Here is a 16,546-nt window from a genome sequence, read left to right as displayed (position 1 = left end):
CCTGCAAAGGCCACCTTAATACTCATTTAAGTTTCGTAAATTTATCCTCTTAAAATTTAATTCATGCCCGAACAAAAACGTCTATTCCTTCTCGATGCTTACGCCCTGATTTTTAGGGGTTATTACGCTTTTATCAACAATCCCATTGTGAACTCCAAGGGTCTTGATACCTCGGCCATTATGGGCTTTATGAATTCCCTGTTTGACGTTATAAGACGTGAACAGCCCGATCATTTAGCCGTGTGTTTTGATAAGGAAGGAAGTGCCGCCCGCACCGAATTGTTTGAAGCTTATAAAGCGCACCGCGATGCCACGCCCGAACCTATTTTAAAAGCCATTCCTTACATACAGGAGATATTAACCGCCATGCACATTCCCGTGGTAGTACTACCGGGTTGTGAGGCCGATGACATTATTGGCACCCTCGCAAAACAGGCAGAAAAAGAAGGCTATAAAGTCTTCATGGTAACGCCCGATAAAGATTTTGCGCAGCTGGTCTCCGAAAATATCTTTATGTACCGCCCGGCCCGTATGGGTAACGGAATTGAAATTTGGGGAATCCCCGAAGTACAGAAAAAATTCGCAGTAGAACGCCCCGAGCAGGTGATAGACTTTCTTGGAATGATGGGCGATGCAGTAGATAATATCCCGGGCTTGCCGGGAGTGGGTGAAAAAACGGCCAAGAAATTCCTGCAAGAGTTTGGCAGCATGGAAAACCTGCTGGCAAATACCGATAAGCTGAAAGGGAAGATGCGCGAAAAAGTGGAGGCTCACGCCGAACAGGGTATGATGTCTAAACAATTGGCAGCCATTATGACTGACTGTGATGTGAAATTTCATGCTGAAGATTATGAACTTTCCATGCCCGATGCCGAAAAGGTGCAGGAGATCTTTGAAGAACTGGAATTCAGGCGTCTAAAAGAGCAATTTCTGAAGTTGTTTTCGGGAGAAGAAACAGCCAGGCCTACACAGGTTACGAGCACAGCTACTGCAAAAGCCCAGGAACGGGAGGCAGGAGCCGGACAATTTTCCCTTTTTGGCACCGAAGCAGCCGAAAGTGTGGAGAAATTTTCAGGAAGAAAGACCATTAAAGATGTACCTCATGTTTATCAGAGTGTAAATTCAGGTTTTGCGATGGAGCTTTTCCTTCAGAATTTAATGAAGCAAAAGTGCGTTTGTTTTGAGTTCACCACCACCGGATCAAACCCTCTTTCCGCAGAAATTATTGGTGTTGCATTTTCATGGGAAGCCGGAAAAGGATTTTATCTTCCGGTACCCGAAAATCGGGCCGAAGCACAGGAGGTCATGGAAAAACTCCGTCCTTTCTTTGAAGCTGAAGACATTGAAAAAGTAGGACAAAACTTAAAACACGATATTAAAGTACTGGCTAAGTACAACATCAGGTTCAAAGGGCCGCTCTTTGATACCATGATCGCGCATTACCTTATCAATCCCGATATGCGCCACAGCCTGGATGTACTTGCAGAAACTTATCTAAATTACTCTCCCGTTTTTGTGGAAGAATTGCTGGGAAAAGGAAAGAACCAAAAATCCATGCGTGATATTTCGCTGGAACAGCAAACTGAATTTAGTGCTGAAGATGCCGATGTGATCCTTCAGCTGAAACAGCATTTTACACCTGAATTAAAGGAGGCCAATACTGAAAAACTTTTCAATGAGATTGAGATTCCGCTGGTACGGGTACTGGCCGATATGGAGCTGGAGGGCATAAAACTGGACAAAGACTTTTTGGCGAGCCTTTCCGAAGCATTAGATAAAGATATAAAGCAGCTCGAAAATGCCATTTTTGAGACCGCAGGAGAAGAGTTTAATATAGGCTCCCCAAAACAGCTCGGTATCATTTTATTTGAAAAACTGAAACTGGTAGAGAAGCCAAAAAAGACAAAATCTGGACAATATTCTACGGGCGAAGAAATTCTCTCGGCCCTGGCGCCGCAGCATGCAATAGTCCGGCAGGTACTCGACTACCGCGGACTCGTAAAACTCAAGAACACCTATATTGATGCCCTGCCCCTGCAGGTAAATGAGAATACGGGCAGAGTGCATACAGATTATATGCAAACGGTTGCAGCTACAGGAAGATTGAGCTCAACAAACCCCAACCTTCAGAATATTCCAATCCGTACCGAGAGAGGACGACAGGTGCGACAGGCATTTGTCCCCAGAGATGAAGACCATATTTTACTGGCGGCAGATTATTCCCAGATAGAACTAAGAATTATCGCAGCCTTGAGTCAGGAAGACAACATGATCTCTGCATTTCAACAGAATCAGGATATTCACGCTTCTACGGCTGCAAAAGTTTTTAATGTTCCTATAGAAGAGGTCACCAGGGAACAACGTAGCAATGCAAAAACTGTGAACTTCGGAATTGTATACGGGGTTTCGGCTTTTGGATTAAGCAATCAAACCGAACTTTCCAGAGGAGAAGCAAAAGAACTTATAGACACATATTATAAGACCTATCCAAAGCTTCGGAATTTCATTAGTGAACAGGTAGAATTTGCCCGCGAACATGGATATGTGCAAACAGTGCTCGGCAGAAGAAGGTATTTGCGGGATATCAATTCCCGTAACCAGATGGTGCGGAGTGCAGCCGAAAGGAATGCTGTAAACGCCCCAATACAGGGAAGCGCCGCCGATATCATTAAGCTGGCCATGATCAATATCCACGAAAAGCTACAGGAAGGGAACTACCGCACAAAAATGCTGTTACAGGTACATGATGAACTTGTTTTTGATGTGTACCGTCCCGAATTACAGGACATTGAAAAAATGGTGAAACATGAAATGGAGAACGCCTTTAAGATGGAAGTACCCCTGGAAGTAGAACTTGGCCTGGGAGAAAACTGGCTGGAAGCACATTAAGGCAAGGATTAAGGGATAATGTCTAAGGATTAAGGAGATAGATGATTCAAAAATGTTACTTATGATGTAATCTCATCTATAAAAGTTTCCATATATTGAAACTTTGCATTAGCTTTGTTGTTGGAGAACAACAAAGCAATCTGAATGGAGAAAAAGTTTGAAGTCGTTTTTCTAGAGCAGGCAATTGACTTTCTTGAAAACCTGGACGAGAAAACGAGAAAGAAAATTTTTTCAATTTAGATAAAGCGAAACTTGTAAACGACCCGAAATTATTCAAGAAACTTACAGATGATATATGGGAATTCAGAACAAAATTTAGAGGACTACAATATAGATTATTTGCCTTCTGGGATAAAACGGAAAAAACTGAAACACTTGTAATTTCCACACACGGCATTATCAAAAAAACCGATAAAGTGCCAAAAGAAGAAATTGAAAAAGCAAAACAGATAAAGAAAGAATATTTTGAGCAATAAAAATCAAAAGTTATGGACACCCCAAAGGAAAAAATGAAAATGATGACGCTCGATCAAATGAAAGACAAACATATTGGTGAAGTTGGAACAAAGGATCGTGACAAATATGAGTTTGACCTGAAATTGGAAGTTTTAGGAGAAATGATAAAATCTGCCAGAAAAGAAAGACAACTGACTCAAGAGCAGCTCGGAGAATTGGTAGGTGTTCAAAAGTCGCAAATTTCCAAACTAGAACGGAATGCAAAAAATGTAACTATTGAGACGATTTTGAAAGTATTCCGGGCTTTAAAAGCTAATATTAAATTTAGTGTTGAATTAAAAGATGAGGATTTTAAAGTAGCATAAGCACTACAGGTAACAATGGTAAAAAAACTGACTGTTGTTTGCCGAAACAATATTCCTTATACATTATTCCTTATACATTATTCCTTATACATTATTCCTTATACATTAAAAAAGAATCCCCAAAAATGACATTTTTGGGGATTCTTTTCTGGGGGCAAAAATTACTTTATTCAGCTCTTTGGTATACCATATCAATTTGCTTAATATCTGAAGCTACGGTGCCACCCGGATCTTTGGCCACATAAACAGCCGAATCGGTCTCTGCTTCAGTCAGCGTTACTTTTAAATATTCTTTTCCATTTTCACTGAAACGGGAAACTGTTTTAGACTGAGTATACTCCACACCGTTCACTACAAAGGTAACGGTAAGGTCATTACCACTTATTTGATATGTCGCAGCGTACTGGCCTGTGGTTGCACAGGTAAATTTCCCTGAAGTACCGTCAAAAAATAATCTGGCCTGTTCGGTTAAAACATCACCATCGGTTTCAAAAACAAAAAACATGCTGTCAAAACAATCTGTCTCTGCTAGAAGATCATAAGTGGAATTCCCATCCAGGTCAAAATCAACGGTTTTTCCTTCTCCAATAGAGGTCATGGAATACATGTTCCACGTACCGGCCAAATCATTCATAGTAAGATTTTGTGTAGGTACTGTAGAGGTTGTGGCATTAAGTGATAGTGCATCATCATTCACACTATCTGCAGAACAGGAAATTAGCATACCTACTCCTACTCCGCCAATCATCATTCTTTGTAACAATTTTTTCATTTCTTATCCTTTTCTTTTTCATTATAACAGGGTGCAAAGATAAAAGCAGTTAATCTTTTTTAATAATTTTTTAACATAAAATGATCCGTTAGTCGGTGATTATGCGCTCTTTAACGACTAAGCCCTTTAACTACGCGGCCAGAGCAAGGGAAAATTCATTCAAAAAAAGTTTATGGAAGAAAGAAAGTTGTGCAGGTGGTTTCGGCAACCTCATAATGAGGAGAAAAAAGGCTCTTATTACGTAAAAGTAAATACTCCTGAAAATCAGTTTATTTAAACCTTTTAAATTAATGAAAGTGCCATTTGTAATATAAATTTATAGTTGTACATTTGCACCCCTGTTTTATGCAGGGAATGGAATGTTTAATTATTAAGTAAATTTAATTAGTGTGGACACATTAAGCTACAAAACGGTTTCTGCCAACAAAGCCACTGTAAATAAAGAGTGGGTTGTTGTAGACGCTGAAGGACAGGCCCTAGGCCGCCTTTCTTCTGTAGTAGCAAAGCTACTAAGAGGAAAGTACAAAGCTAATTTTACCCCACACGTTGATTGCGGTGATAACGTAGTTGTTATCAATGCCGAGAAGATCAACTTAACAGGAAAGAAATGGGACTCTAAAGAGTACATTCGCCACACCGGCTATCCTGGGGGTCAAAGAAGCCTTACTGCTTCGGAATTATTCACTAAAGGTCCAGAGAGACTTGTGGAAAATGCAGTAAAAGGAATGCTACCAAAGAACAAACTTGGAGCAGATCTTTACCGAAACCTAAGAGTTTTTGCAGGATCTGAACATGACGTTCAGGCGCAAAAGCCAAAAACTATTAACTTAAACGATCTTAAGTAATGGAAGTTATTCACAAAATTGGCCGTAGAAAAACGGCTGTTGCACGTGTATACGTTTCTACAGGAAGCGGAAACATCACTGTAAACAAAAAAGACGTTAAGGATTACTTCTCTACAAGCACGCTTCAGTACAAGGTAAGACAGCCTCTTAACATGACCGGAAACAACGAAAGCTTTGATATCAAAGTAAATGTGTACGGTGGTGGGATCACAGGACAGGCCGAAGCTATTCGCCTTGCTCTTTCAAGAGCTATGGTAGAGTTAGACGCCGAGAACAGAACTACGCTTAAGCCAGAAGGATTACTTACAAGAGACCCAAGAATGGTTGAACGTAAGAAATTTGGTCAGAAGAAAGCTCGTAAGAAATTCCAGTTCTCTAAACGTTAATATTATTTGGTGTTTAAAGACACTAAAAGTTCATTTAAATCATTAGATTTTTGTTGTTACTCCGGGATCACACTAAGCTCGTCGAAGTGCCGGTGGTTAGTTTAGCATCTAAACAGTCAGGGCCTGATATCGTATCGCCACCTGGTTGTTGCTATCTCAACAGAACGTAAACTATTACAAAAATGGCAAACAAAGTAGAAGTAAAAGAATTACTTGATGCAGGTGTACATTTTGGACACCTCACAAGAAGATGGAACCCGAACATGGCGCCTTACATATACATGGAGCGCAATGGGATTCACATCATCAACCTATACAAGAGTGCTGCTAAAATGCAGGAAGCCGGTGAGGCTCTTAGCAAAATTGCAGCCAGCGGTAGAAAAATACTCTTCGTAGCTACCAAGAAACAAGCAAAAGAAATTGTTGCTGAACAAGCCGAAAGAGCTAACATGCCTTACATCACCGAAAGATGGCCTGGTGGTATGTTGACCAACTTCGTTACTATTCGTAAAGCTGTTAAGAAAATGGCTTCTATCGACAGAATGAAGAAAGACGGTACTTTCAACACACTTTCTAAGAAAGAACGCTTACAAGTAGATCGTTTAAGAGCTAAGTTGGATAAGAACTTAGGTTCTATTGCCGATATGAGCCGCCTTCCAGGTGCCCTATTCGTAGTAGACATCACTCGTGAACACATCGCGGTTAAAGAAGCTCAAAAATTAAACATTCCAATTTTTGCAATGGTTGACACCAATTCAGATCCAAGAGATGTGGATTATGTTATCCCTGCAAACGATGATGCTTCTAAATCAATTAGTAAAGTTGTTTCTTACGTGGCCGACTCTATCGTAGAAGGCCTTTCTGAAAGAAAAGCTTCAGGAAAAGAAGGTAAAGAAGAAGATTCTGCAGAAGACAAACCTGCAAAAAAAGCTCCTAAGGCAAGAAAGCCAAGAGTAGAAGCTGAAGTTCCGTCTACAGATCCACAGGATAAAAAAGACATGAAAGAAGCTCAGCAGGATGTAAAGCTGGAGTCTAAAAAAGAGACTTTAGCTAATGCAAGCTCTAACGACGAAGAAGAATAGAAGTTAATAATATTGATCTGTAAGTCGTTTGGTTGCATTCATTTGAATTTAACTAAACGACTTATTTTTTTTAATAAAATACATTTAAGACTATGGCTAATATAACCGCCGCAGAAGTAAATAAATTGAGAAAAGCAACCGGTGCCGGTATGATGGACTGTAAAAAGGCATTGGTTGAAGCCGAAGGGGATTACGAAAAAGCTATTGAAGTACTTCGTAAGAAAGGCCAAAAAGTTGCTGCCAATCGTGCCGACAGAGAATCTTCTGAAGGAGCCGTGATTGCTACAGTGAACGAAGGCAACACCAGAGGTGTGATCGTTTCCCTTAACTGTGAGACAGATTTCGTTGCTAAGAATGAATCTTTCATTCAACTTGCTCAAGACTTCGCTGATCTTGCTTTGAACGTAAATTCAAAAGAAGAATTACTTGCAAAAGATTACAAAGGCATCACTGTACAGGAGAAATTAACTGAACAAACTGGTGTTATTGGTGAGAAAATCGAGATTGGTGACTTCAGGACTCTTGAAGCTCCTTTCGTAGGTTCTTATATCCACGCAGGTAACAAGATTGCTGTTCTAACAGGACTTTCTGAACAAACAGAAAGCGCTGACGAAATTGCTAAGAACGTTTCTATGCAGGCAGCTGCCATGAACCCTGTTGCTTTGAACGAAGAAGGGGTTGACCAGTCTGTAATCGAGAAAGAAATAGAGATCGCTAAAGATCAACTAAGACAGGAAGGTAAGCCAGAAGGTATGCTTGACAATATCGCTAAAGGTAAGATCAAGCGTTTCTTTAAAGACAATACTCTTGTAAACCAGGATTTCATCAAAGACAGTAAAATGTCTGTTGCTGAATATGTAAAGTCTGAAAATGCCAATCTTTCTGTAGTTGCTTTTGAAAGAGTTGCTTTAGGATAAGCATAAACTTTTTATACAATAAAAAACCCGCTTCCAAAAAGGAGCGGGTTTTTTGCCTTTTTTGATACCCCACTATTGTCGTTCAAAGATCATGAATGCACCCTCAACCTCAGGATTGGTGGTATAAAAATTTCCTATCTGGAACCTGGCAGGATCAAGTTTCTTAAAAAAGAATCTACGCACATCTTCCTGTCCGGTTTTAATCAAATGAATTGAATCTCCTTTAATTTCATAAGAGAAATTCTCTTCATTACCCTCTCCATCTATTTTTACCATTTTATTTTCCGAAGAAAACAAAAGAGTGGTGCGTTCATATACAGGTTGCACCTCAATCCATGTACCCGGCAGGGTTCCCTCAATAGCATCATTCTTATCACAGGAAAATCCTAAAAAAATATTCAAGACCAGCAAGGTCTTTAAAACAACTGTTTTCTTCATTGTGAAATTTAATTTGAAGTAATTATTTCTTCATGGTTAAAAATAGGAAAATCCTCTTCCCTGCCGGCACGTGCCAATAATCTTTTTTATCGCTATATCACATTAATAAATTCCTTAGTTTTGCACAACCCATCAAATCACGTAGATGCATTACAAAAGAATTTTATTAAAACTTTCGGGCGAGGCTCTCATGGGAACCCGCCAATACGGAATCGACCCAATACGTTTAGCCGAATATGCCAAAGAAATAAAAGCAGTGACTGACAGGGGAGTTGAAGTAGCTATTGTCATTGGAGGTGGTAATATCTTTAGAGGGGTGGCAGGTGCGAGCCGTGGAATGGATCGCGTAACCGGAGACCACATGGGAATGCTGGCCACAGTAATAAATGGCCTGGCTCTGCAATCGGCCCTCGAAGATGCCGGTATTCAAACCAGGTTACAATCGGCCATAAAGATCAACGAAGTGGCCGAGCCTTTTATCCGAAGAAAAGCTATGCGACACCTTGAGAAAGGCCGGGTAGTCATTTTTGGAGGTGGCACAGGTAATCCCTACTTCACAACAGATTCGGCAGCAGTTTTACGTGCTATCGAAATAGACGCAGACGTTATCCTAAAAGGTACACGCGTTGATGGAATCTATACGGCAGATCCTGAAATTGATAAAAAGGCAAAGAAATTTGACTTTATTAGCTTTGACGATGTACTTACAAAAGGGTTAAAGGTGATGGACACTACGGCTTTCACCCTTAGCCAGGAAAATAAATTGCCAATTATCGTGTTTGACATGAACAAACCGGGCAACCTTGAAAAGGTAGTAATCGGAGAAAAAATTGGTACCAAAGTAAATTTTTAGACGAACAAGACTTATATAATTTTTAAAAATTAATTTTTAGAAATGCACGACGAGTTAGATTTTATTATCGATAGCACAAAAGAAGCAATGGATCAAGCCATTCTTCACCTTGAGAAACAATTACTCAACATTAGGGCCGGGAAAGCCACACCGGCAATGCTTGGAAGCGTAAGAGTAGATTACTACGGAAGCCAGACCCCTCTTAACCAGGTGGCCAACGTAAATACACCCGATGCGCGTACCCTTACCATTCAGCCATTCGAAAAGAACATGATCACTGCCATTGAAAAAGGCATTATGCAGGCAAACCTCGGATTCAATCCCATGAATAACGGAGACAGCGTGATCATTAACGTTCCCCCATTAACAGAGGAGCGTCGTCGCGAATTGGCAAAACAGGCCAAGGCCGAAGCTGAAGATGCAAAAATTGGAGTAAGAAACGACCGCAAAAATGCCAATCAGGACATTAAAAAGCTGGATATTTCTGAAGACCTTCAAAAAACGGGAGAAGCCGAAATCCAAAAGCTTACAGATACCTATATCGAGAAGATTGAGAAGGTGCTGGCCGTAAAAGAAAAAGAGATCATGACCGTCTAATAAGACAGTTGAAACATACCTTTCAAAAAGCGGCTTTATAAGTCGCTTTTTTTTGTCCTTTTTCGGGATCGCTACGCTGGAAAAAGTTTACATGCTTTCATACCTTTGCAAAACAAATTTTTCCCATGTCTAAAATCCTCGGCTTTGAGTTCTGGAATACTGTTGCACGCACTATTCTTCGGAACAGGATCCTCATCCTGGTATTAATTGCTGCCTGCACCGTTTTTCTCGCTTTACAGTGGAAGAACATGAGGTTTTCCTATACTGAAGCCAACCTCCTGCCCGATGATGACCCCATTAACCTCCAGTACCAGGAATTCCTGAATAAATTTGGGGAAGAAGGGAATGTTATTGTCATGGCTGTTAATGATACAGCACTCTTTACCCCCAGGAATTTTACCGCCTGGAATGAACTGGCCGACAGCTTAAACAATTTTCAGGAAGTTGAGTTCACTGTAGCCTTAGGCAACTTACAAAAGCTGGAAAAATTTGAAGATCCGGGGCGTTTTGAGATGGTTCCGTTTATCAAAGAGGCCAATCCAGATGACCAGCAGGTCAAAGAATACCGGGAAAAATTGTTTCAGGATTTGCCATTTTACGAAGGTCTCGTTTACAGCAGGCATTCCAATACGGTACAAACTGCAGTATACCTTGACCAGGAAATAGTAAACACCGGCCAGCGCAAGACGTTTGTAGTAGAAGAACTTATCCCGCTAGTAGAAAAGTTTGAAGAGGAGTATGGGCTAAATGTTTATGTATCGGGCATGCCGTATATACGCACCCTCAACTCCCAAAATATTATTGATGAAATAGGATTGTTCATTGGCGCAGCCCTGCTGGTGACCTCCCTTATCTTCTTCTTTTTCTTTAGAAGTGTGCGCGCTACCGTAATTTCAATGATTACTGTAGTTATAGGTGTAATGTGGGCTTTTGGCGTGCTGGGGCTTTTACATTATGAGATCACCGTGCTTACCGCTATCATTCCGCCATTAATTATTGTAATAGGAATTCCCAACTGCATTTTCTTCATCAATAAATATCAGCAGGAGATCCAGAAACACGGCAACCAGGCAAAGTCACTGCAGCGGGTAATTACCAAAGTGGGAAATGCCACTTTGATGACCAATCTTACCACAGCCTCGGGATTTGCCACCTTTATTCTTACTGAAAGCACCCTGCTCAAGGAATTTGGGATAGTAGCTTCAATAAACATCATTGCGATCTTTATTCTAAGTCTGCTCATCATCCCCATTATCTACAGTTACATGAATGTGCCGCGGGAAAAACACCTTAAGCACCTCAATAAAAGATGGATTGGTGGCTTTGTAAACTGGATGGAAAGAATGGTGAAGCACCACCGCATTGCCATTTTCATTATCTCCCTTATTTTACTCGTATCGAGTATCATTGGAATTTATACCATAAAAGTTTCGGGAAGCCTGCTGGAAGACATGCCCCAGGAGGCAGCATTCTTTAAGGATATCAAGTTCTTTGAAGAAGAATTTGACGGTGTAATGCCATTAGAAATTGTTATTGACACCAAGCGGGAGCAGGGAGTGATGAAGCTGCCAACTTTAAAGAAAATGGAGGAACTCCAGGAACTTATTGCCGAAGAAGATGAACTTTCCCCTCCCCTTTCTATAGTCAACCTGGTGAAGTATGCCAAGCAAGCGTACTACAATGGCAACCCAAAATACTACCAGCTGCCCACTTCACAAGAAAGAACTTTTATCTTGCCCTATGCAAAAGGGCTGGATGCCAGCGGTGATAACCTGCTCACCTCTTTTGTAGACAGCACAGGCCGCTACGCCCGTATGACCAGCTTTATGAAAGATATTGGCACCCAGGAGATGGAGGAGATCGAAGAAGACCTGTGGCCAAAGATCAGGGAGATTTTTCCTGAAGACCGATTTTCGGTAGAAATGACCGGGAAGGCATTAATATTTCAGAAAGGGACCAATTATCTTGTAAAGAATCTTGTCATCTCCTTAAGCCTGGCTATTTTTCTGATTGCCGTGATCATGGCCTGGATGTTCCGTTCGTTTAAAATGATTTTAGTATCTCTAATCCCCAATCTACTGCCGTTGCTGGTAACTGCCGGAATGATGGGCTTTCTTGGTGTACCTATAAAACCCTCGACTATTCTTGTATTTAGTATTGCCTTTGGAATTTCGGTAGATGATACCATACATTTTCTCGCCAAGTACCGGCAGGAGCTTAAGGCGAATAACTGGAAGGTAAAAAGATCGGTTTATGCGGCACTGCGGGAGACAGGTGTAAGCATGTTCTATACCTCAATTGTGCTTTTCTTTGGCTTTTCGGTCTTTATGATAAGTAGTTTTGGAGGCACTGTTGCACTTGGCGGACTGGTTTCGGCAACTCTTTTATTCGCCATGCTTTCTAACCTGCTACTGCTTCCGGCTTTACTTCTTTCACTTCAGAAGGAAATCGCTAACAAAGATGTACTGCGGGAGCCAACGATAAATATCATTCCGCAGGAAGAGGATTCCGAAGAAATTTCAGAAGAAAAGGATCCAAAAATGTGATTTTTGACACCTAATTTTGTCAGAAGCCTTTATTTTATTACTTGTAAGGCAAGTGCGGAAAAATTATCTTTGCTCTTCAAATAGAAAAAGATGATCACAGGAAAAGTTGCAGAACTTTTAGAAAGCACTCAGTATTTGCAGGAAGTTGAAGTAAAAGGTTGGGTACGTTCCTTTAGGAGCAACCGGTTTATAGCTTTAAATGATGGCTCTACCATCAACAACATGCAATGTGTGGTAGACTATGAAAAGCTAAGCGAAAATACCTTAAAACGCATTACTGTAGGTGCTGCAATAAAGGTGACAGGAACCCTGGTAGAGAGTCAGGGTAGCGGGCAAAAAGTGGAAGTACAGGCAAACGCCGTAGAAATTCTTGGAGATGCAGATCCCGAAGAAGTGAAGTACACCATTCTTTCTCCAAAAAGGCATTCTCTCGAAAAACTTAGGGAGCAGGCGCACCTTAGGGTGAGAACCAACACTTTTGGAGCCGTGATGAGGCTAAGGTCTAAACTGGCATTTGCCATTCACAGCTATTTTCAGCAAAACAATTTTCACTATGTGAACACTCCAATTATTACCGGAAGTGATGCTGAAGGTGCGGGAGAAATGTTTAGAGTAACTTCTTTTGATCTTGATAATGTGCCGCGTAACGAAGATGGTTCTATTAACTATAAAGAGGATTTCTTCGGAAAAGAAACCAATCTTACCGTATCTGGCCAACTCGAAGGGGAGACTTATGCTTTAGGTTTAGGCCAGATCTATACTTTTGGCCCTACTTTTAGAGCTGAAAATTCAAACACATCGCGCCACCTTGCCGAGTTTTGGATGGTAGAGCCAGAAATGGCATTTTGTGACCTTGCCGGAAATATGGACATTGCTGAAGACTTCATCAAATATGTGCTGAAGTATGTGCTGGACAACTGCAAGGATGATCTTGCTTTTCTTGAAGAACGCCAGGCAAATGAAGATAAGGCAAAACCGGAAGCCGAAAGAAGTGCCATGAGCCTTAGCGATAAGCTGAGATTTGTGGTAGAGAACAACTTCAAAAGAGTAAGCTATACCGAGGCTATCGATATCTTAAAGAGTTCTAAGCCCAATAAGAAGAAAAAATTCAATTACATCATTGAAGAATGGGGAGCCGATCTTCAAAGTGAGCATGAACGCTACCTTGTTGAAAAGCACTTTAAATGTCCTGTAATATTATTTGATTACCCTGCCAACATAAAAGCGTTTTACATGCGTTTAAATGAAGACGGAAAGACCGTACGTGCCATGGACATCCTTTTCCCCGGAATTGGAGAGATTGTGGGTGGTTCGCAACGGGAAGAACGCCTTGATGTCTTAAAACAAAAGATGCAGGCCCTTGATATAGATGAAAAAGAACTTTGGTGGTATCTTGATACCCGAAAGTTTGGAACCTGTGTACACAGTGGGTTTGGACTTGGATTTGAAAGACTGGTGCAGTTTGCTACCGGTATGGGGAACATTAGAGACGTGATCCCTTACCCGAGAACACCTCTAAACGCCGAGTTCTAAAAAGCCTTTCATCCTAAAGTACTCATAAAACAATCTGCGTTCGTTTACGTTTGTAGATTGTTTTTTTTATTTTTATAAAAAGCCAGTAAGAATATGCTAAAACAGCAGTTAAATTTTAAATTATCTCAAAAGCTTTCTCCTCAGCAAATACAGTTGATGAAGCTTATCCAGCTGCCTACACAGGCTTTTGAGCAACGGCTTAAGCAGGAGATGGAAGAAAACCCCGCCCTTGAAGGCGGGAAAGAGGAGAGTGACGAGTACGAAGAAGATTTCAAGACAGACGATTACCAGGATGAAGACCCGGGCAATGAGAGCATTGAAGCCGATATTGATGTTGATGAGTACCTGAGTGATGACGAGATACCCAATTATCGTTTGCAGGCAAACAATTACAGTGCAGACGACGAAGACAGACAGGTACCCTATGCTTCCGGAACTTCTTTCACCCAATATTTGAAAACCCAGTTAAGTACGCTTAGACTGGACGAATCTGAAGAAGAGATTGCTGAATTTCTTGTAGGAAGTGTTGATGAGAGCGGCTACATAAGAAGATCTGTTCAGGATATTGTTGATGATCTCGCTTTCACACAAAATGTATATACCGACGAGGAAACTGTAGAGAAAGTACTTAAGTATGTTCATGAGCTCGACCCTGCAGGGGTAGGCGCCAGAAGTCTTCAGGAATGCCTGTTGATACAGTTAAACAGAAGGGACCAGACAAGACCTGTAAGCCTGGCAAAAGACATTATTGAGAAGTCCTTTGACCAGTTTAGTAAAAAACACTACCAGAAACTTCTTTCAAAGCACGATATTTCTGAAGAAGACCTTCGAAATGCCATAGAGGTCATTGAACATCTCAACCCTAAACCCGGTGGCGCCTATGCCGGTAACACCAGGGCTGTGGAACATGTGATCCCCGACTTTACAATTAAAATAGCAGAAGGCGAACTTGAGTTGAGCCTTAACGGCCGAAATGCCCCCGAAATGCATGTCTCCAAAGATTACAGTGAGATGCTCAAAGGCTATAAGGAATCACGGGAGAAGAGTAAAGCCCAGAAGGATGCGGTCATGTTCATCAAACAAAAGCTGGATGCTGCAAAGTGGTTCATAGAAGCCATAAAACAGCGACAAACCACACTCTTTGTTACGATGAGTGCCATCATGAACTATCAAAAAGAGTATTTTCTCACCGGCGATGAAAGAAATTTAAGACCAATGATCTTAAAGGATATTGCCGATGAGATCGATATGGATGTCTCTACGGTTTCCCGTGTTGCCAACAGTAAATACGTAGATACTCCCTACGGAACAAAGCTGATAAAGGATTTCTTTTCTGAATCTATGAAGAACGATCAGGGAGAGGATGTTTCGACAAAGGAGATCAAGAAAATTCTTGAGATGACCATTGACGATGAAAACAAGAGAAAACCCCTTACAGACGAGAAACTTGCGAAGATGCTGAAAGAAAAGGGATACCCTATTGCGCGACGTACCGTAGCTAAATATCGGGAGCAACTGGATATTCCCGTTGCCCGCCTTCGAAAAGAAATTTGATGAAGCTACTCGTAAGGTCAGCTTCCTTCCTCTTTCACCCCATTTGGATGCCTTTTGCGGGTACTTTGATCTATTTCCTGATAACACCAAGGTTTTTCCCGATAGAAGTGGTAAAAGCCAAGTTACTGGCCGTAGCCATTATTACCATCTTCATTCCTATTGTCTATGTTTACATGCTAAAAACTTTAGGCAAGGTAACAGATCATCATCTAAGGGATATAAGGGAGAGAAAATGGCCGCTATTACTCTATGCGGGGCTGGATTTTGTGGTGCTCAAATATGTACTCAATACCTTTGATTACCCTGCGTTGTATTACTTCTTTGCCGGTATCATGGCCTCTGCGATACTTGGGCTGTTCTTTCTACTGGCAAAGGTCAAGGTAAGCCTGCACATGATGGGCCTGGCAGGTTTACTGGGGTTTTTGATCCTGCTAAGTTTACATTTTAATCTCAACCTGGTTTACAGCGTAAGCTTCCTGATAGCCATTACCGGCCTCACAGCTTCATCCCGACTCCTTTATGCCGCCCACTCGTATAACGAGTTAAGTATAGGGTTTATTCTTGGTTTACTGCCCCAGGTTATAGCTGCTCTGGTTTGGCTATAGCAGGTAAAAAGTGAGCCCCACCTGAAATGTTTTAAGATCGAGATCCTCATTATTTACTGTAACGTCTTTAAAGAAGGAGTTTAGACTGTAGTAAAAGGAAAAATTAAAGGTGTTATATCCAAAAGTAAAGGTTGCCCCTAACCGCAATCGCTCAAATTCAGACACATTGGTTTCTTTAAAGGTATTTCCATCCTGAACAAATTTTGACTGGAAGTAATAGACATATGATGGACGTATCCCGGTGTATATGCGCCAGAATTTGTAACTCCCGGGTGTGGATGTACGCCATCTAAACTGCACAGGGAGATCAATAGACTGCGTGGTAAATCGATTGGCATCAAAGTCTACCCTGTCCCTGTTAAGTACCACAAAACGGGTAGCTTCGCCTCCTGGCTCTTCTCCTATAAAAAGATTTTGTCCAAAAGTATCAATTGACCAGCCCAGCCCCACTCCAACACCAATATTTCGACGGGCGTTAAGCGGAAAATCTCTTATAAAACCGGCATGGAAACCTCCTGAAAACTGAGAACTCTTTACTTCTGAAGGGCCACCGGTAACAATGTTATACGTAAAGCCAAAATAGATCTGGTCTTCCCGATACAAACTATCTACAACAGAAGGGATCTCATTCCTTTCCTGGGCCTGTAAAAAAAGCGGAAAGAAAATTAAGAGAAGAAAATGCCATTTTTGGATGTAGTGCATTGAAGA

15 protein-coding genes and 1 pseudogene are annotated in these 16,546 nt (G+C 41.3%); 13 read left to right on the top strand and 3 right to left on the bottom strand.

Annotated features, from left to right (window positions below):
* Positions 1-63 precede the first annotated feature (63 nt).
* The 3 genes and pseudogenes from polA (at position 64) to ACQ93I_RS00820 (ending at position 3,710) form a co-directional block, all read left to right on the top strand.
* Complete coding sequence (polA, locus tag ACQ93I_RS00830) at positions 64-2,889, top strand: DNA polymerase I (RefSeq protein ID WP_431696716.1); 2,826 nt, start codon at positions 64-66, stop codon at positions 2,887-2,889.
* A 144-nt stretch (positions 2,890-3,033) separates the two neighbouring features.
* Positions 3,034-3,365: pseudogene (locus ACQ93I_RS00825) on the top strand (type II toxin-antitoxin system RelE/ParE family toxin).
* A gap of 12 nt (positions 3,366-3,377) precedes the next feature.
* Positions 3,378-3,710 carry a helix-turn-helix domain-containing protein gene (locus ACQ93I_RS00820; protein ID WP_431696715.1) on the top strand — a complete coding sequence of 111 codons (333 nt, stop codon included), beginning with the start codon at positions 3,378-3,380 and terminating at the stop codon, positions 3,708-3,710.
* Positions 3,711-3,876: 166 nt separating this feature from the next.
* On the opposite strand, the gene ACQ93I_RS00815 is transcribed toward ACQ93I_RS00820, so the two are convergent.
* Positions 3,877-4,482: a lipocalin family protein gene (locus tag ACQ93I_RS00815; RefSeq protein ID WP_431696714.1), complete on the bottom strand. Its 606-nt coding sequence runs from the start codon at positions 4,480-4,482 to the stop codon at positions 3,877-3,879.
* A 389-nt stretch (positions 4,483-4,871) separates the two neighbouring features.
* Between ACQ93I_RS00815 and rplM the strand changes: the two genes are divergently transcribed.
* The 4 genes from rplM to tsf all read left to right on the top strand — a co-directional run bounded on the left by rplM (position 4,872) and on the right by tsf (position 7,712).
* The gene (rplM, locus tag ACQ93I_RS00810) at positions 4,872-5,327 is read left to right on the top strand and encodes a 50S ribosomal protein L13 (protein ID WP_431696713.1); all 456 of its coding nucleotides are present in this window, start codon (positions 4,872-4,874) and stop codon (positions 5,325-5,327) included.
* Positions 5,327-5,713 (top strand): 30S ribosomal protein S9, encoded by a 387-nt coding sequence (gene rpsI / locus ACQ93I_RS00805; RefSeq protein ID WP_029038257.1) that lies wholly within the window; start codon positions 5,327-5,329, stop codon positions 5,711-5,713. Before rplM ends, rpsI begins: the two co-directional genes overlap by 1 nt.
* 182 nt (positions 5,714-5,895) lie before the next feature.
* Positions 5,896-6,795, top strand: a complete 900-nt coding sequence (rpsB, locus tag ACQ93I_RS00800; protein WP_266068000.1) for a 30S ribosomal protein S2 — start codon at positions 5,896-5,898, stop codon at positions 6,793-6,795.
* A 92-nt stretch (positions 6,796-6,887) separates the two neighbouring features.
* Positions 6,888-7,712: a translation elongation factor Ts gene (gene tsf / locus ACQ93I_RS00795; RefSeq protein ID WP_431696712.1), complete on the top strand. Its 825-nt coding sequence runs from the start codon at positions 6,888-6,890 to the stop codon at positions 7,710-7,712.
* A gap of 72 nt (positions 7,713-7,784) precedes the next feature.
* On the opposite strand, the gene ACQ93I_RS00790 is transcribed toward tsf, so the two are convergent.
* Positions 7,785-8,150, bottom strand: a complete 366-nt coding sequence (locus tag ACQ93I_RS00790; protein WP_431696711.1) for a hypothetical protein — start codon at positions 8,148-8,150, stop codon at positions 7,785-7,787.
* A gap of 145 nt (positions 8,151-8,295) precedes the next feature.
* Here ACQ93I_RS00790 and pyrH point away from each other — a divergent pair, with 145 nt between their 5' ends.
* The 6 genes from pyrH to ACQ93I_RS00760 all read left to right on the top strand — a co-directional run bounded on the left by pyrH (position 8,296) and on the right by ACQ93I_RS00760 (position 15,838).
* Positions 8,296-9,003, top strand: a complete 708-nt coding sequence (gene pyrH / locus ACQ93I_RS00785; RefSeq protein ID WP_431696710.1) for a UMP kinase — start codon at positions 8,296-8,298, stop codon at positions 9,001-9,003.
* A gap of 42 nt (positions 9,004-9,045) precedes the next feature.
* Positions 9,046-9,600: a ribosome recycling factor gene (gene frr, locus ACQ93I_RS00780; RefSeq protein WP_431696709.1), complete on the top strand. Its 555-nt coding sequence runs from the start codon at positions 9,046-9,048 to the stop codon at positions 9,598-9,600.
* A 125-nt stretch (positions 9,601-9,725) separates the two neighbouring features.
* On the top strand, positions 9,726-12,146 hold the full coding sequence (locus ACQ93I_RS00775) for an efflux RND transporter permease subunit (RefSeq protein ID WP_431696708.1): 2,421 nt from the start codon (positions 9,726-9,728) through the stop codon (positions 12,144-12,146).
* Positions 12,147-12,236: 90 nt separating this feature from the next.
* Positions 12,237-13,679 carry an asparagine--tRNA ligase gene (asnS, locus tag ACQ93I_RS00770; RefSeq protein WP_266068006.1) on the top strand — a complete coding sequence of 481 codons (1,443 nt, stop codon included), beginning with the start codon at positions 12,237-12,239 and terminating at the stop codon, positions 13,677-13,679.
* Between the two features lie 93 nt (positions 13,680-13,772).
* Entirely contained in the window at positions 13,773-15,233 is a 1,461-nt protein-coding gene (rpoN, locus tag ACQ93I_RS00765; RefSeq protein ID WP_266068007.1) for an RNA polymerase factor sigma-54, read from the top strand.
* The gene (locus ACQ93I_RS00760; protein WP_431696707.1) at positions 15,233-15,838 is read left to right on the top strand and encodes a hypothetical protein; all 606 of its coding nucleotides are present in this window, start codon (positions 15,233-15,235) and stop codon (positions 15,836-15,838) included. Before rpoN ends, ACQ93I_RS00760 begins: the two co-directional genes overlap by 1 nt.
* Here the strand turns inward: ACQ93I_RS00760 and ACQ93I_RS00755 are convergent.
* Positions 15,833-16,540, bottom strand: coding sequence for a porin family protein (locus tag ACQ93I_RS00755; protein WP_431696706.1), 708 nt, complete (start codon positions 16,538-16,540; stop codon positions 15,833-15,835). The two genes, ACQ93I_RS00760 and ACQ93I_RS00755, sit on opposite strands and share 6 nt — an antisense overlap.
* Between the last annotated feature and the right edge of the window lie 6 nt (positions 16,541-16,546).

Source organism: Salinimicrobium sp. WS361 (assembly GCF_050750585.1).
Lineage (GTDB): Bacteria > Bacteroidota > Bacteroidia > Flavobacteriales > Flavobacteriaceae > Salinimicrobium.
This window is presented reverse-complemented; position numbering and strand designations above follow the sequence as displayed.

Excerpts from the sequence above, each read along its gene's own strand:
- rpoN (WP_266068007.1), top strand. The coding sequence starts at position 13,773 with ATGCTAAAACAGCAGTTAAATTTTAAATTATCTCAAAAGCTTTCTCCT.
- polA (WP_431696716.1), top strand. The coding sequence starts at position 64 with ATGCCCGAACAAAAACGTCTATTCCTTCTCGATGCTTACGCCCTGATT.
- ACQ93I_RS00755 (WP_431696706.1), bottom strand. The coding sequence starts at position 16,540 with ATGCACTACATCCAAAAATGGCATTTTCTTCTCTTAATTTTCTTTCCG.
- asnS (WP_266068006.1), top strand. The coding sequence starts at position 12,237 with ATGATCACAGGAAAAGTTGCAGAACTTTTAGAAAGCACTCAGTATTTG.
- rpsI (WP_029038257.1), top strand. The coding sequence starts at position 5,327 with ATGGAAGTTATTCACAAAATTGGCCGTAGAAAAACGGCTGTTGCACGT.
- ACQ93I_RS00815 (WP_431696714.1), bottom strand. The coding sequence starts at position 4,482 with ATGAAAAAATTGTTACAAAGAATGATGATTGGCGGAGTAGGAGTAGGT.
- ACQ93I_RS00820 (WP_431696715.1), top strand. The coding sequence starts at position 3,378 with ATGGACACCCCAAAGGAAAAAATGAAAATGATGACGCTCGATCAAATG.
- ACQ93I_RS00760 (WP_431696707.1), top strand. The coding sequence starts at position 15,233 with ATGAAGCTACTCGTAAGGTCAGCTTCCTTCCTCTTTCACCCCATTTGG.
- rpsB (WP_266068000.1), top strand. The coding sequence starts at position 5,896 with ATGGCAAACAAAGTAGAAGTAAAAGAATTACTTGATGCAGGTGTACAT.
- ACQ93I_RS00775 (WP_431696708.1), top strand. The coding sequence starts at position 9,726 with ATGTCTAAAATCCTCGGCTTTGAGTTCTGGAATACTGTTGCACGCACT.
- pyrH (WP_431696710.1), top strand. The coding sequence starts at position 8,296 with ATGCATTACAAAAGAATTTTATTAAAACTTTCGGGCGAGGCTCTCATG.
- frr (WP_431696709.1), top strand. The coding sequence starts at position 9,046 with ATGCACGACGAGTTAGATTTTATTATCGATAGCACAAAAGAAGCAATG.
- ACQ93I_RS00790 (WP_431696711.1), bottom strand. The coding sequence starts at position 8,150 with ATGAAGAAAACAGTTGTTTTAAAGACCTTGCTGGTCTTGAATATTTTT.
- tsf (WP_431696712.1), top strand. The coding sequence starts at position 6,888 with ATGGCTAATATAACCGCCGCAGAAGTAAATAAATTGAGAAAAGCAACC.